Below are 15,010 nucleotides of genomic sequence, written 5' to 3'. Positions count from 1 at the left end.
ATTTATCCCAGTTTCTGCTCACAGGACTCTCGAAACCCGCATCTTTTACAACGGGATGCCTGCTCATGCGACCGATCGACCTCTTTCTTGCGTTCGTCTCTTTTCATCTCGGCTAGGAGGTCGAGCAAAGAAGATTCCAACTCACGTGTGTAATCGACTGCAAAATCCCGGCCTTCATAATGGATGATCCCATACGGTGGGCGTTTGTTATAGGTCTTTTCCACCAGCAAACAATAGGATGCCAGTTGATAAATATGTGAATCATACGGAGCATCGGGAGCCTTCCCCGATTTCACTTCCACAGGGATGATCTGTCCATTTTTTTCGATGAGGTAATCAGGTTTTCCTGTTAACTCAAGCCCGGCATGGAAGAGAGGCTTCTCAAGCTTGTTCCAGCCGCGCGTATCGGTGTAGATGATACGCCCGCCGGGCAAACCTGCGGCTTTCCGCTGGCGACCTGATTGCCAGAAGAAGACGAAAGCGAAAAAGAGAAGGGCGAGGGCTAAATAAAGCATAGATTTTCGTTTGAAGGTCTACAAGTTGAAACGTTTAAACGATTTGCACCGTGCAATATCCCACGAGCATGATTAACGCAACCATCAACAGGATCAACCCAACCGTCCGCGTGATGGACGAGGCGAGCACTTGGCGTCCGTGCCGGGCGTGGAGCTCGGTCCCTGCCGCGAGTTCAGCCTGATTTATGGATTCAACTCCCTGCTTCTTGTACCACCAGGCACGGTTGCAGTAGAGGTAGGTTCCAATGTCAGAAGAGCGGATTATGGGCATACGGCGGAGTATAGCACAAATTTTCTAAAAACCAGTCACTCCACCCAGAGCGGAGCGACGAGTGAAACGAGGAGCGCAGTCGAAGGGTGGAGTTTCATAGGAACACTAGATTCTCAGTTATGTGCCCTTCGACTGCGCTCGCCCATTCGGGCTCACTCCGCTCAGGGCGGAGATTAGCTCTTGTGAAATATTTCCCACTCCCCTAGCGACAAGTTTCCTTGAGAGAATTTTTATAGTGAGGATAATACAAGTAGAAATTGAAACGAGAATATGTTGAGCCGAGCAACGCTTCGACTGCGCTATCGCTCCGCTCAGCGCGATGAATATCGGAGGTGCAGGATGTCGAACGAAATGAAAATCAGGTTTTGGGGTGTGCGTGGGAGCTATCCTACGCCCGGGGCAGGGACGGTGAAATACGGTGGCAATACACCAAGTGTAGAAGTGCAGGCTGGGAACCGCACAATCATCCTCGATGCTGGAACGGGCATCATTCCGTTGGGTCGAGAATTGGCACGCACAAAGCGCGCAGGTGAATTGCTCTTACTGTTCAGTCACTTGCATCACGACCACACACAGGGGTTTCCCTTCTTCGTCCCTGCTTATATGCCGAATGCAAAGTTGCACATCTACGGTCCCGATGGCACGCACGAGTCGTTGAAAAATGTACTGGAGCACAACCAGTCTTCCGAGACATTTCCCATCAGCTTGCGCGATATGTCTTCTTCGAAGGAGATTCAGGCAGTGCGCGAGTCGCAGGTCATTGTTTGGGATGAAGCTGGAGTCCGTGTCGCTGAATCAGCTGTCGGCTTAAGTGATGAGGCGGTCGTCATCCGCATTCACAAATCGTATGCACATCCCGGCGGCGTCTTCGTCTATCGCATCACCTGGCACGGTCAATCCATCGTTTACGCGACCGACACAGAAGGCTACGTGGGCACAGATAAACGTCTCGTCAAGTTTGCAAAAGATGCGGATGTGTTGATCCACGACTCGCAATATTTGGATGAGCACTATTGGGGACAACTGGAGGGGTTCCCCGCCACGCAAGGATACGGGCACTCGACCGTTACGATGGCCTGCGAAGTGGCCGCTTCTTCTCTTGCGGGACAGCTGGTTCTGTTCCATCATGACCCAGCCTACACTGATAATATGCTGGCAGGCATGGAGCGGACCGCGAAGAGTCTGTTCGCCGATTCGGTTGCAGCGCATGAAGGCTTGGAGATTACGCTATCCCCCCGCTTCGACTACGCTAACGCTCCGCTCAGCGCGAAGGAAAGGGAAGTACAATATGCTCAAAATGGTTGAAATAAAGAAAGACAGTACACGCAATTTGCTCGCGGACATTGACTTGTTCGTTGGGCTGACTCCCTCGCAGTTGGATTGGGTGGCACAGAACGCGCATCGCCGCGTGTTCGAGGCGGGACGCAATGTGATGACCATTGAACAGCCCGGTGAAGCGGTGTTCATCATCCTGCATGGGACGGTGAAGATCCACATCGAGCAGGGCGAACGGGATGTGATCATTGCGATCTTGGGCACAGGCGATATGCTCGGTGAGATGAGCCTGATCGATAGCATTGGCCGCTCAGCCAGCGCAGTGACCTTGGAGAACAGCCTGATGCTGTGGATGGACAAGTCCACGTTCACGTACATGCTCGATAACTTCCCGCCGGTGGCGCGCAATTTGGTGAAGATACTTTCCGCGCGCGTTCGGTTATCCGATCAACTCATTCAAGCGCTGGCCACTTTAGATGTGAACGGACGTGTGGCCCGTCAACTGCTAGCATTTGCTGAGAAATATGGACGCGAGAAAGACGGCGTGACCCAGATCCGCATCACGCTCACACAAGGTGATATCGCTGACCTGGTCGGTGCCTCGCGCAAGCGAGTCAATCAGGCGATGGTGTTGTTCAAGGAACAGGGATTGCTCGACGATACAGACGGGAGAATCTCGATCATGGATGGCGACGGCTTGGCGAGGTATTGCAACTAAAAACCCAACAAATGAATAAATTGTCCTGATGTGAAAAAAGCACATCAGGACAATTTTGTTTTACTTCAGTAGTATCAAGTCACAGAATTACGGACGAGGCTCAATCCGCCAAAAGTGAATATCGCCATTATACGTGCCTATGGCAAGGACTTTATCATCCGATGAAAGGGACATGGCATTGATTCCATCTGGGGATTTTGTTTCAAAGATGGAGCCGTAGTTCGATGTCTCATAAACATGCAACGTTCCATCACGTGAACCTGCGATCAACAATGAGCTATCTGCAGAGAATGCCAGGTTCTCCACAAAGTCAGGAAAACCGTTCAACTTCTTAATCAATTTCCCCGTAGGCAAATCCCACAACCAGATACCACCATCAGCACATACAGAGTTCACAACCTTTGTGCATGTCCCTGTTGCCAGAGTGGAGCCATCTGGTGAAATGACAGCTTTTAAAACTTGGTGCGTATGGCTGAGGGTAAAAAGGGAAGCACCGTCGCTTACGCTCCATACCTGAATATTCCGTGAAGTTCCACCACCGATCAGAATATCGCCATTGGGAGAATACGCCATAGCTGTGATGTTGATGTACTCAAGGAATTTCACCGATAGTTCCCATGTACTCACCGAATAGGTCCAGATGGCAGCCGTGTGACCTTGTTCAGACGGCTTATTGACTCCGCCCACTGCCAGAGTCTGACCATCCGGTGAAAAGCTTACGCTGGTAACTTCACCAGGGAAATCTAAAATCTTTAGGATATCTCCATTACGCCAATCACGGATGATCGCTTTATGATCCCGAGATATCGACGCAAGCAATTTTCCATCTGGCGAAAAGGCCAAACCCCAAACAATATCGGTGTGTCCGTTCAACACGCCTACAAGTTGACCTGTCGCCACATCCCATACATGGACGTTGAAATCGTTGGCATTTCCTCCCGCCGCAGCAAGGACGGTTCCATCCGGTGAAAAAGCTACACTACGTACATCTTCATCTTCTGTGACGCTCATGAAATTCTTGAGCATTTGAGCGGTATCCGACTGGATCGGTATGAATGTAGGAGTCAACGTGGGAGTCGCAGGCACTGACGACGCTACCGGTACTGGCGTATCTGTTGCAGGAATGGAGGCAACAGCAGTTGCAGAAGCCGTGGGCGTGGACAACAGTTCAACCGAGATACTGCATGCACCAAGCAATAGCGAACCTACTACACTAGCAACTATTAGTAAAAACCATTTATTTTGTTTCATTACATACTCTCTCTTTTCAATTTGAATAATTCATAACAATGACTGTAACGCATGCACTTGAATCTCTGTTCCAAAACCAAGCTAAAAAGGAGATAGCACATTCTTCCTATGTCAATTCATAGCTCTGCTAGCAGGCAATGTCAGCGCTTTGATGGCTAACGGTATAATCACGCCATGGCACAATTCAACTTCTATCATCCCATCGAAGTCCGTTACGGGGATCTGGACCCGCAGGGACATGTCAACAACGCCAAACATCTCACCTACTTCGAGCAGGCACGCATCGCCTACATGATCGAACTGGGGTTGTTCACCAAAGATCAGTCCTTCATGGAAATTGGCGTGATCCTTGCAGATGTGCACATCACCTACCTTGAACCTATCTACTTTGGACAGAACATCAAAATCGGAGTTCATGCCGCGAAGTTGGGAAACAAATCCATGACTTGGGAGCAGAACATCGTGGATGCCAATACGGACAAAGTATTAGCCAAGGGTGAAGTTGTGATGGTCACATACGATTATCGTGCCGAGAAGACAATCTCCATTCCGCAGGAGTGGAGGAAAAAGATAACAACGTTCGAACGTTTAAACGTTTGAACGTCAAAACGTTGGAGACAAAATGAGCCAGTTACCCAAAATCGATACTGAACATTTCACCAAATTTCTCGTGGACTTACTCAACATCCCATCCCCCACCGGCTTCGCGGACCCTGCCATTGATTTCGTTGAAAAAGAGCTTTCGCCATATAAGCAATTGCAATTATCGCGCACGCGTAAAGGTGCGCTCGTTGCCAAGTGGCATGTAGACAATGGACTGCCTCCCGTTGCATTGACTGCACGTGGATACGCTTGGTGCAGTTGTCAAAGAGATTAAGCCAAACGGACGATTAAAGTTGAGTCGCGTTGGCGGGATTCAATGGCCGAGCGTTGAGACAGAAGGCGTATGGGTATTCACATCAAAAGGCGAAAAGGTTCGCGGTTCGGTATTGATCGATACAGCGTCGGGACATGTCCATGGCGCAGAGATGCCAAAGACTCCACGCGATGACGATCATATGGAGGTGCGCCTCGATGTGAAGACGACCAGCGAAAAAGGAACGCGCGCGTTGGGGATCAATATTGGCGATTGCGTGGCATTTGACCCAAGAGTTGAAGTGACGAATGGATTCATCCGCTCGCGATTCCTTGACGATAAGGCTTGTGTGGCAAATCTTGTAGCGGCGATCAAGTCGATGGCTGAATCAGGCCAAAGTCCGAAAAGAAGCGTGTACTTTCACATCTCCAATTATGAAGAGGTCGGTCACGGCGCATCGGCGGGAATCCCATCTGAAGTGACGGAGTTAGTCACTGTGGATATGGCGGTTGTGGGCAAAGGTCAGGAGTCCGATGAGTTCAGTGTGACATTGTGCATCAAAGATAGCGGCGGGCCATATCACTTTGGCTTGAATAACAAATTGCGCGCACTGGCCGAGAAACACAACATTGCCTATAAGACCGATGTGTACCCGTTCTATGGTTCGGATGGTGAAGCATTCTGGCGCGCGGGCGGCGATGTGGCGCTGGCGTTGATCGGCCCCGGCATCGACGCTTCGCACAACTACGAGCGCGCCCATATGGATGGTTTGAACGCCACGACAAATTGGATCCTTGCATATCTGTTGGAAGGGTAATGAATGGGACCAACCACCCATCAAGAAAGGCATGACGATGGAAACTAACAACTCGGTTGATTCGATTGACGCCAAGATCGGTTCGCTCGCGCCAGACTTCAAGTTGGCCGCCACCAACGGGCAGACTATTTCGCTGAAAGAGTTTCGCGGCAAAAAGAATGTGATCGTGTTCTTCATCCGCGAGACGACCTGCCCACAGTGCCGCACACATGTAGCGCAACTCGGGAGAATGTACGACCAATTCCGTGATGCTGGCACAGAGATCATCGTCATCCTCGGCGAGGATGTTGAAACATCGCGCAAGTATGCAGAGGAGATCGGCCTGCCGTTCCCGATCCTTGCCGACCCAGACCGCGCCGTGTATCACCTGTATGAATTGGAAAAATATTTTCTGCTCTTCCAACGCACGGCATCACTGGTCGTTGATAAATACGGTATCGTCCGTTATCTCAAACGCACCACCATCCCGAACATCTGGTTGCAGGAAAGCCGCGAGCTTTACGGCTTCATCCTAAGTTTGAACGAATAACCCAATGCCCCGCACAACGGGGCATTTTATTTGCTGTATACTAGCGCTATGAAACTCGATGCCGCACTCCCTATTGTTGGATTGAAAGATGTTTCCGCAATTGCAAAAGCCGCGGAAGAAATTGGATTCGACGCTCTATGGACTCAGGAGACTCAACATGACCCGTTTCTCCCGGGTGCCTTGATCGCCGAACATACAACGCGTCTCAACTTCGGGACGGCTATTGCGGTTTCCTTTGCTCGTTCTCCTGCCAATATGGCTTACACCGCCTGGGATCTGGCCGCCCAATCGAATGGACGTTTCATCCTCGGGCTGGGCACACAAGTCAAAGCCCACATCGAGCGCAGGTTCGGTCAACCGTGGCCTGAGTCGCCCGTCAAGAAACTGCGTGAACAGATCGAAGTCATCCGCGCGTTTTGGGATAATTGGCAAAACGGCACGAAGCTGAATTATCGCGGGGAGTATTACAAAATAACTCTTATGTCTCCTTTCTTCAACCCGGGACCTCTCCCTCATCCTAACCCTCTCCCACAGGGAGAGGGGACTCGTGGCCCCATTCCTATTTACATTGCAGGCGTGAAAACGGGACTCGCCAAACTCGCAGGCGAAGTGTGTGAGGGATTCCATGCCCATCCATTTCATAGCGTGCGATATTTGAAAGAGGTCATTCTCCCAGCCATCGAGGAAGGCGCGACAAAAGAAGGCAGAAGCAAAAAGGATATTGCCGTCTCAGTCAGCGCGTTCATCGCGACCTCTCCCGAAGAGATGAACTTCGCACGGGCACAAGTCTCGTTTTACGCATCCACCCCCTCCTACCGCCCCGTCATGGACTTGCACGGCTGGAGCGGCATCGCGGAAACACTGTCCATGCACGCGGCAAAAGGTGAATGGTCCGAGATGCCGATGCTTATTACCGATGAAATGCTAAGCGAATTTTGTTTGGTGACAGAAGAAGCCAAATTGGCTGATGAATTGAAGAAACGCTATGAAGGTATCGCCGACCGCCTGACGTTGTACACTCCCTTTGTGCCGGGCGAGAAGGATGAGTGGTGGAAGGGATTAAAAAATGGATTTGAACATTGATTACGTAGAAAGCCTCGCAAAGCGTCTCTTGCCACTCGAGACATGGGGATTTGTAGAATCCGCACGAACAGACTCGTTTCTCATTTATAACTCGCAATGGTGTCGGCTTCGGTTTAATATCAATGTTGATCATCACAATAAATCTTTATTTATCAGCTATGGGCGACTTCATGCTGCGGACGACAAAGCTACCATAAAGTGGATGGGAGAAGACTATTTTTGCTGGATTAATGAATCTCGTGAATCTAGAATACTTCTCCAATTCCTTGATGGACTCACATCGGAAGAAGCATACAAAACTTCCCGAGAGCGACTTAAACTATATAAAGATTTTGAGGCTTCCGTATCAGCATCACATCAAGAAATCAATTCTGTTGAACTTCAATTTATGAGGCACGCCATGGTTTGGGAACATTATGGACTGCGTTTTTTTGAATTGTTCGACCTACGCCGCCCTGATTTGTGGGACGACTTTATTAATTTTTTGAAGGAATACTTTCGCCTTTATTATGAAAAATTAGATATTAATCTTCAGAAGCAAGGGCAAAAGAGAACACATCATGAAATTCCTCCTTATCGAAGGTGTTGACATATTCTGAATATAAACGAAATGTATAGGAACCTATATTTATGAACTTCAACGACTACCAAACAAAATCACGGAATGCCGCACGTTCCATATTATGAGTCAAATCACAAGCCGCATCTACGAAGGCGAAAAAGACTTTCATACCATCATTGATCTGCTAACGAAACTCCGACCTGCAAAGCATCTCAATGATTATCCTGTCAAAGTGGATATCGAAGAAAACCTTGCGGCCGAAAATATCCAAGCAAATACGCGGATATGGTTTAATGACGGTCAACCTATAGCTTGGGCTTATTTAGATGATTTCAACAATCTTCGTTGGGAGATCGACAGTCAATACGATGAATTGATCGGCGCGGAGTTGGTTGCATGGGGAGAGTCTTGTATTCGAAGGACGTCCACAGACGGTGAAGCGAATACGCTGGATGCAAGTTGCAGGGAAGATTACGCAGAGCGAATCTCGTTTTTGAAGCGACATGGCTTTCATCAAACAGAGGGGACAAGCATTGCAATGACACGTGACCTTTCCGTATCAATTCCTGAACCCAAACTGCCACAAGGATTCACGATCCGCCCGATCCAAGGGATGGAAGAAGCGGAAGCGGTCGCATCCACGCATCGCGCCGCCTTTGGCACAGATTACATGACCACCGAAAATCGTCTCACCATTATGAATACAAGCGAATACGATCCATCACTGGATCTACTCGCCATTGCACCGGACGGAACGGTCACCGCATATTGCACTTGCTCAGTCAACGAAAAGGAAAAGACCGGCATGACCGATCCTGTTGCCACTCATCCCAACTATCAGCGTATGGGGCTGGCTCGTGCGCTCCTGCTCACAGGGATGAAATTGCTTAAGGAACGCGGAATGGCATCCGCTCATTTGGGCACAAGCGGAGATAACGTCGCCATGCAAAAGACCGCAGAATCTGTCGACTTTAAAGTAGAATACACGACCATCTGGTTCTCAAAGGAAATAAATTAACTCACGGATTTCAACGACTATCAACAAAAATCACGCAGGACAGCGGGCTATCTCGCCATTTATTATCCCGCGCTTGCAAAATATCTCAAATTGAGATAAAATAATTACGTGCATATCATCTCCCGCAAAGCACTGATCCAATTCTGGGAAAAATATCCCGATAGTAAAACGTCCCTGTCTCGTTGGTTTAAAGTGGTCAAAACAACAGAGTTTCACACTTTTGCAGAGTTGCGAGATGTTTTCCCTTCAGCAGATAAGGTACAGGATTGGATCGTTTTTAATATCGGCGGGAACAAGTATCGGTTGATCGTGTCGGTTCACTTCAACCGTGGCAAGGTTTATATTCGGCATGTCCTTACGCACGCGGAATATGACCGAGGAGATTGGAAGAAATGACCCTTGTAAATGACCAAATCCAAGCTCACTGGACAAATATCGCTCCCCTTCTCACCGTTCGTAATGAACGTGAATACAACGCGGCAGTCAAACGGATGAACGAATTGCTTGATGAGATCGGCACAAACGAAAAGCACCCGCTTTATAGCCTACTCGACACGCTTGGGACACTCATCCACGCCTACGAAGAAGAACACTTTCCGATTCCCGAATCCACCGGTGCGGAAATATTACGTTTCCTCATGGACGAAAACGGAATGACCCAATCCGACCTGCCAGAAGTAGGGTCTCAAGGTGTGGTTTCAGAAATATTGAACAACAAGCGCGAGTTGAATGTCCGCCAGATTCGTATACTGGCTAAAAAATTCAAAATTTCCCCTGCGGCGTTTGTATAGGAAAACATACAGAACAACATGGATTTCAACGACTATCAACAAAAATCACGCAAGACCGCAGGCTACCCTGCTATTGGACATCCCATCATTTACCCCACGCTGGGACTTGTCAACGAGGCGGGTGAAGTGGCAGGCAAGATCAAGAAAGTATTCCGCGATAAGGACGGCCAAATCAGCGACGAGACTCGCGATGCGCTCAAAGCCGAACTCGGCGATGTGTTGTGGTACATTGCGCAGGTCACTACCGAGTTGGGCTTAACGCTCGACGAGGTCGCTGAGTACAATATCGCTAAGTTATATGATCGATTGGAAAGAGGAAAGATCCGGGGGGATGGGGATAATAGATAGTCTTCTAGTCAGTTAGTCATCTCGTCTGCTAGTCAAACCTGCATGAGACTAGCGGACGAGATAACAAGAAGACTAATGGCTTTTCCCGTAATCACACAACTTCTTCAGCGGGCACTTCTCACACATCGCCTTACGCGCTGTGCAGATTTCACGTCCCAGGCGGATGATGTTCAAGTGTGCGGCGTAATAGGTTTTGGGAGGAAATAAAGCTTCCAAATGAGGATGGGCCTGTTCAACGGTCATCCGATCTGGGTGGAGTCCGATGCGGCCCGTCACTCGATAGACGTGTGTATCCACGGGGAAGGCGGGCATGTCCAATGAAAAACATAGGACGATAGCGGCAGTCTTCGGTCCTACACCGTTGAATTTCGTCAGCCAACTGCGTGCTTCATCCACAGACATCTCTTTGAGAAACGATAGATCCAAACTTCCGCGCTCGGCAGTGATGGCATTCAACACCTGCTGAATACGCGGGCCTTTTTGATTTGCGAGTCCTGCTGGGCGAATGGCCGCCACCACGTCATCTTCTCTTGCATCGCGCACGGCTTCCCAAGTGGGAAACTTCGCGCGCAACGCATCAAAGGCACGGTCGCGATTCACATCGTTCGTGTTCTGCGAAAGGATGGTCGAGACCAATTCGTCGATGGCCGGTAACGGATTGCGCCATATCGGTTCGCCGTAAAATTCAAGTAACTTCTCATGGACTTTTATCGCTCGTTGCGTTAATTCGTTCATACGATGCCTGACTCCTTGATCAACCGTAATGTGGTCTTCACAACTTCACGATGCTTTTCGGGGATCAAGCCATCGAACATCGCCGCGGTGAGACGGTACAACGTCAACGCCGCCGAACCGCGCAATTGATATTGTGACGAGGTGGAGTCGAGTCCCCAAGCTGTACGGAACGCACTCACCCACTTCGTATCACGTCCCACCGATTCCTGAATCAGATCAAAGTAGCGATTCTCGCTGACGATCATGATGCCTCTCTGTACAGCGATCGCTTCCAATATATTCTTCACCAATCCCCACGTTGCATAAAGGACTGTTGATTCATGTCCGCGTGTGAGGCCATTCAATATCTTGTGCACTTCTTCAGTACAGCGCATGATCTCTTCTGCGGCATATTCATCCGCTTCGCGCTGGAACAGGGAGAAATCAAACTTCTGCGCCATTTTCTGTAATTCAGCCAGTGAGCCATCTTTATCAAGAACGATCTTCATCCCACTTAGGCCCGGCACTGCCCAGATCGCCTGCCGTGGATTCGATAAAGTCGAAAGTTCATCGTCGAACAGAACATATTTCAAACTGACAAGTTTTCCATCCAAATACTGCAGACTGTACCGGTCATACTCGTTCTCAGGTAATTTGCCGACAAAGATATCGAAGTCAACATCGCTATACTTCGACTCTTGTCCGCGCGCATAACTGCCTACAATGCCCACACCAAGGACATCAGGCGAGTCTATTTTTTCAAGGACGGATTTGATAAATGAGTCTGATAGGGTCATCACTTCTCCACTCTACCACTTCCCACCTTCCACACTTCCGCACTCTCCGCAAACTCGGGAGCGAACAAATTCAGGTCTGTGGTCGTGAACAACACCTGCTCGCTTTCGCCCACGTATTTCAACAAGTCGGCGCGGCGCTGCACATCGAGTTCGGCCATCACTTCATCGAGCAAGATCACAGGCCATTCGCCCGTGCGTTCTTTCATCCAATTCACTTCGGCGAGTTTCAACGCCAACAATGCCGTGCGGATCTGTCCACGCGAGCCGTAATCACCCAGATCAATATCGTTCGCGAGAAAACGCAACTCATCGCGATGTGGACCAATCGTGGTCACGCCACGGGCAACTTCTTCGTTACGCAGGTCACGCAACTTCTCACGGAAACCATTTTGAATATCGTCCAACTCAAAACCAGAACGGTCAACGGCTGTATCGATCTTCAATCCCAACTGTCCGCTTGGCTTCGGCAACGGATCATAAGCAGGCTCATAGGCGAGACGAAGGATCTCGGTTCCGTGAGTCAGCTCGTGATGAACGCGCGAAGCGAGGTGTTCGATGCGCTGGATGGCCTGGATGCGCCACAAAATCAGTTGTGATCCGAGGCGACTCAGCGCATCATCCCACACTTCGAGCTGGTCCCTGTTTCCCCCGTTCTCGCTCAACGCTTTGAGCAACGCATTACGCTGGGTCAGTGCCTGGTTGTATTCGCTCAACACACGCGCATACGCAGGCACGGATTGTGCCAACGCAAGATTGAGATATCGCCGACGGTCATCCGGCGCACCTTCGATGATCTGCGACATCTGCGGCACAAAGATGACCGCGTTGAAATGACCGATCACCTCATTGGCAGGTTTCTTCACGCCATCGAGCAATATCTCTTTTCGCAAACGTTGACCATTCAACACACCGACCGGCTCAAGGATAAGTCGCACTTCGATACGATGCTTGCTCTTGCCACGTTGATAATCTGCCACAAGGCGTGTGACCGTAAGCGAACCTGTCTTTGCTTCTTCAAGGTTGACGATCTGACGATCTGCATGTGTTTGAAAGGATGTGAATGCCGCGAGGAAATAAATGGCTTCCAGCACCGTGGTCTTTCCCTGTGCGTTATCCCCCGTAAGCAAAACAACGCGTTTTGGAAGATCAATATCCAATCGCGTAAACTTGCGGAAGTTCGTGAGGGAAAGGTGTTTGAGATACATTATTTTTATGTGGGGTAGGGCAGCTGCCCTACCCTACATTTGAAATTTACGGTTGCAAGACCACAAAATTCTGGAACAACACATCCACGCCGGGTTCTTCGAACGTACCGGCAATCACACCCACACCGCCTGTCGGGAAGTCAGTATCAGGCACCGAGGCGACTTGGTTGAAGTTCACATACAGAGTCAGCGTACTGCCGATGCAATCTGCGCGCAAGTGATTCGTTTCGCCAGCCTTGATGAACTCCGTCGGTTGCATGGCTTCCTGCCCGAGCAAGATTGCATTACCGCCGATAAATTTACCGATGGTGTAAAAGCCATCGTTGGAGATGATAAAGAAGTAATAATCGCCGTTGCGATAGCGACACATGAGCCCCGCACGGTTCGCATCAGGGCCGTTCAACTTGGTCACATCGGCTTCCACGCGTACATCTTGATAATTTCCCGCAGGCGTGGACCAAAAGTTCACCTTTGGTTGTCGCACTAAAATGCGAAAGCCACCGCTGTCATAATCCATGATGCCGCCATCGTTGATAAAACGGTCCCAGCCAGAGGTGTTGTTGGAAAAATCCTCCTTGTACAGCATCTCGCCTGATTTGCCCGTGGTAACTTTTTCTGTGGGCTGGGCGGGAAGGCAGGAGGCAAGAACAAGGATAAAGAATGAGAACAAGGGGATGAATGATTTTTTCATAGACTGAGATTTTATCATGCGCATGGATTTAGAATCAGATGGCTCTGCCACCTGACCAAGAAAAAGCCTTTTGACTTCCACTTTATGGAAAATACTGTTGCAATAACGCTTCGGCTTCAGCACTCCCCAAGTCACGTGCGGCAACGAGGTGTATACGCATCGCATCGAAATCATTCGCTTGAAGATACAACAACGCCAGATGATAATGTGCCGAGGCAAGTTTGGGGTCCAGAGTCAAAGCCTGTTGCAATAAACTCTCGGCCTCATAGGTACGACCATCCAACGTCAACAACCAGCCAAGCGTATCCAACGCAGATGGATTTGTCGGCTCCATTTGCACGGCCTTCTGCGCGGCAGGTATCCCCACATCACGCACATTGGCATTGCTCTGCGCGCAAAAGTTCGCAAGCAAAAGATAATACTCCGCGCTATCTGGCTTGAGCGCGATCGCAACTTGATACGCCTGCACCGCACGAATTAAATCTCCCAGCCCGGCAAATTCCTGTCCGATCGAAACATACCAGGATGGATTCTCTGGGTCGAGTTTTGCGGCCTCTTGAAATTCGGCCAACGCTTCACGATGATTCCCAATACGCTGGAAGTAGAGTCCGCGCAAGCCATGCACGATGGCGGAATTGGGATCCAGACTCAACGCGCGATCAAGGGACGTCAACGCATCGTTCTTAGCCGTTTGCTGATCCGCCTCTCCAAGCCATGCCCATGCCTCAGCATTCTTCTCATCTAATTGGACGGCTTGCTCGAACGCGACACGCGCCAACTCCCATTCCTGCACGAGACCAAGTCCACGCCCGATGAGCACCTTTTGCTCAGAGGGCGAGTTGCTTAACGCGGACAAATTCAAGGCGGTGCGAAGGATCTGGAAGGCCGAATCAAATTGAGGGTCCAGTTGAGAGGCGTTCGACAGGTGAGATAAAGCTTCATTCGGATTGGATATAGTCAACAGGAGGCCTAAACGATATTGAGCGGGGGCATCCTCCGTATGAACGTTCACATATAGTTGAAGATATTCTGCGGCTTTCGAATACTCGCCGCGGTCTTGATAGGTTTGTGCGAGGCGCGAATACAATTTGTCAGACGAATTAGGTTGCTCAATGCCTTGCGCCCAAATTTCAGAGCCGCGTTCGAGGTCGCCATTCAAATAAGTGACATCACCCCACGCTACCCACCCTTCCGGAGAAAGTGCATTTCTCTTTAATGCAGTTTGATATGCGGCATCGGCCTTTACGTATTCTTCGGCATAATAAAAATGATGTCCGGCCAGTTCATAGAGATCAGCCCGCCACGGAATGCGTAGCGCGGCGGCTTGATAATGTTCCGCGGCCTCGAGATGTGTGCGAGCCGTTTCCGCTTTACGTAGTTCAGAATATCCCGATGCAATATAAGGCACGAGGATCGAAAGCAGGATCAAAGTAAGGATCAGTGTATTGCGGAGGAGGGGACGCATGGTGTTCCATTATATAATGCTCGCGTTGGATATTTGCGCGAGAACATTCCAAAACCATCACTTTATTAATGAGTAAGGTCAAATTTGTTCAAGTAGAAGTATAA

Annotated in this window: 18 protein-coding genes and 1 pseudogene; 11 read left to right on the top strand and 8 right to left on the bottom strand. The window is 49.7% G+C overall.

Going from position 1 to position 15,010, the window contains the following annotated elements:
* Positions 1-2: 2 nt before the first annotated feature.
* Both cas4 and IPP66_09435 read right to left on the bottom strand, forming a co-directional pair.
* Positions 3-515, bottom strand: a complete 513-nt coding sequence (gene cas4 / locus IPP66_09440; GenBank protein MBK9925501.1) for a CRISPR-associated protein Cas4 — start codon at positions 513-515, stop codon at positions 3-5.
* A 34-nt stretch (positions 516-549) separates the two neighbouring features.
* Complete coding sequence (locus IPP66_09435) at positions 550-786, bottom strand: hypothetical protein (GenBank protein ID MBK9925500.1); 237 nt, start codon at positions 784-786, stop codon at positions 550-552.
* 339 nt (positions 787-1,125) lie between these two features.
* Here IPP66_09435 and IPP66_09430 point away from each other — a divergent pair, with 339 nt between their 5' ends.
* Positions 1,126-2,091, top strand: a complete 966-nt coding sequence (locus IPP66_09430) for an MBL fold metallo-hydrolase (GenBank protein MBK9925499.1) — start codon at positions 1,126-1,128, stop codon at positions 2,089-2,091.
* The gene (locus IPP66_09425; GenBank protein MBK9925498.1) at positions 2,075-2,779 is read left to right on the top strand and encodes a Crp/Fnr family transcriptional regulator; all 705 of its coding nucleotides are present in this window, start codon (positions 2,075-2,077) and stop codon (positions 2,777-2,779) included. The genes IPP66_09430 and IPP66_09425 overlap by 17 nt, the downstream gene beginning before the upstream one ends.
* Before the next feature lie 87 nt (positions 2,780-2,866).
* Here the strand turns inward: IPP66_09425 and IPP66_09420 are convergent, their stop codons facing one another.
* Positions 2,867-4,030, bottom strand: coding sequence for a WD40 repeat domain-containing protein (locus IPP66_09420; GenBank protein ID MBK9925497.1), 1,164 nt, complete (start codon positions 4,028-4,030; stop codon positions 2,867-2,869).
* 174 nt (positions 4,031-4,204) lie between these two features.
* Between IPP66_09420 and IPP66_09415 the strand changes: the two genes are divergently transcribed.
* The 9 genes and pseudogenes from IPP66_09415 to IPP66_09375 all read left to right on the top strand — a co-directional run bounded on the left by IPP66_09415 (position 4,205) and on the right by IPP66_09375 (position 10,034).
* On the top strand, positions 4,205-4,630 hold the full coding sequence (locus IPP66_09415; protein MBK9925496.1) for an acyl-CoA thioesterase: 426 nt from the start codon (positions 4,205-4,207) through the stop codon (positions 4,628-4,630).
* A gap of 22 nt (positions 4,631-4,652) precedes the next feature.
* A pseudogene (locus tag IPP66_09410) lies at positions 4,653-5,703 on the top strand (M42 family metallopeptidase).
* A 31-nt stretch (positions 5,704-5,734) separates the two neighbouring features.
* Positions 5,735-6,232: a peroxiredoxin family protein gene (locus IPP66_09405; GenBank protein MBK9925495.1), complete on the top strand. Its 498-nt coding sequence runs from the start codon at positions 5,735-5,737 to the stop codon at positions 6,230-6,232.
* 48 nt (positions 6,233-6,280) lie between these two features.
* Positions 6,281-7,315 carry a TIGR03617 family F420-dependent LLM class oxidoreductase gene (locus IPP66_09400; GenBank protein ID MBK9925494.1) on the top strand — a complete coding sequence of 345 codons (1,035 nt, stop codon included), beginning with the start codon at positions 6,281-6,283 and terminating at the stop codon, positions 7,313-7,315.
* Positions 7,299-7,904, top strand: a complete 606-nt coding sequence (locus tag IPP66_09395; GenBank protein MBK9925493.1) for a hypothetical protein — start codon at positions 7,299-7,301, stop codon at positions 7,902-7,904. Before IPP66_09400 ends, IPP66_09395 begins: the two co-directional genes overlap by 17 nt.
* 94 nt (positions 7,905-7,998) lie before the next feature.
* A complete protein-coding gene (locus tag IPP66_09390) occupies positions 7,999-8,895 on the top strand; it encodes a GNAT family N-acetyltransferase (GenBank protein MBK9925492.1) in 897 nt (298 codons plus the stop codon).
* Between the two features lie 108 nt (positions 8,896-9,003).
* A complete protein-coding gene (locus IPP66_09385; GenBank protein MBK9925491.1) occupies positions 9,004-9,291 on the top strand; it encodes a type II toxin-antitoxin system HigB family toxin in 288 nt (95 codons plus the stop codon).
* The gene (locus IPP66_09380) at positions 9,288-9,686 is read left to right on the top strand and encodes a transcriptional regulator (GenBank protein ID MBK9925490.1); all 399 of its coding nucleotides are present in this window, start codon (positions 9,288-9,290) and stop codon (positions 9,684-9,686) included. Before IPP66_09385 ends, IPP66_09380 begins: the two co-directional genes overlap by 4 nt.
* Before the next feature lie 18 nt (positions 9,687-9,704).
* Positions 9,705-10,034, top strand: coding sequence for a nucleoside triphosphate pyrophosphohydrolase family protein (locus tag IPP66_09375; GenBank protein ID MBK9925489.1), 330 nt, complete (start codon positions 9,705-9,707; stop codon positions 10,032-10,034).
* A gap of 72 nt (positions 10,035-10,106) precedes the next feature.
* Here the strand turns inward: IPP66_09375 and IPP66_09370 are convergent, their stop codons facing one another.
* From IPP66_09370 to IPP66_09350, 5 genes are all read right to left on the bottom strand, one after another.
* On the bottom strand, positions 10,107-10,769 hold the full coding sequence (locus IPP66_09370) for an endonuclease III (GenBank protein MBK9925488.1): 663 nt from the start codon (positions 10,767-10,769) through the stop codon (positions 10,107-10,109).
* Complete coding sequence (locus IPP66_09365; protein ID MBK9925487.1) at positions 10,766-11,545, bottom strand: nucleotidyltransferase domain-containing protein; 780 nt, start codon at positions 11,543-11,545, stop codon at positions 10,766-10,768. The genes IPP66_09370 and IPP66_09365 overlap by 4 nt, the downstream gene beginning before the upstream one ends.
* The gene (locus IPP66_09360; protein MBK9925486.1) at positions 11,545-12,750 is read right to left on the bottom strand and encodes a DNA replication/repair protein RecF; all 1,206 of its coding nucleotides are present in this window, start codon (positions 12,748-12,750) and stop codon (positions 11,545-11,547) included. The genes IPP66_09365 and IPP66_09360 overlap by 1 nt, the downstream gene beginning before the upstream one ends.
* 46 nt (positions 12,751-12,796) lie before the next feature.
* The gene (locus tag IPP66_09355; GenBank protein ID MBK9925485.1) at positions 12,797-13,441 is read right to left on the bottom strand and encodes a hypothetical protein; all 645 of its coding nucleotides are present in this window, start codon (positions 13,439-13,441) and stop codon (positions 12,797-12,799) included.
* Between the two features lie 82 nt (positions 13,442-13,523).
* Positions 13,524-14,906: a tetratricopeptide repeat protein gene (locus IPP66_09350; protein ID MBK9925484.1), complete on the bottom strand. Its 1,383-nt coding sequence runs from the start codon at positions 14,904-14,906 to the stop codon at positions 13,524-13,526.
* Positions 14,907-15,010: the final 104 nt, after the last annotated feature.

The organism is Candidatus Defluviilinea proxima (genome assembly GCA_016721115.1).
GTDB lineage: Bacteria > Chloroflexota > Anaerolineae > Anaerolineales > Villigracilaceae > Defluviilinea > Defluviilinea proxima.
This window is presented reverse-complemented; position numbering and strand designations above follow the sequence as displayed.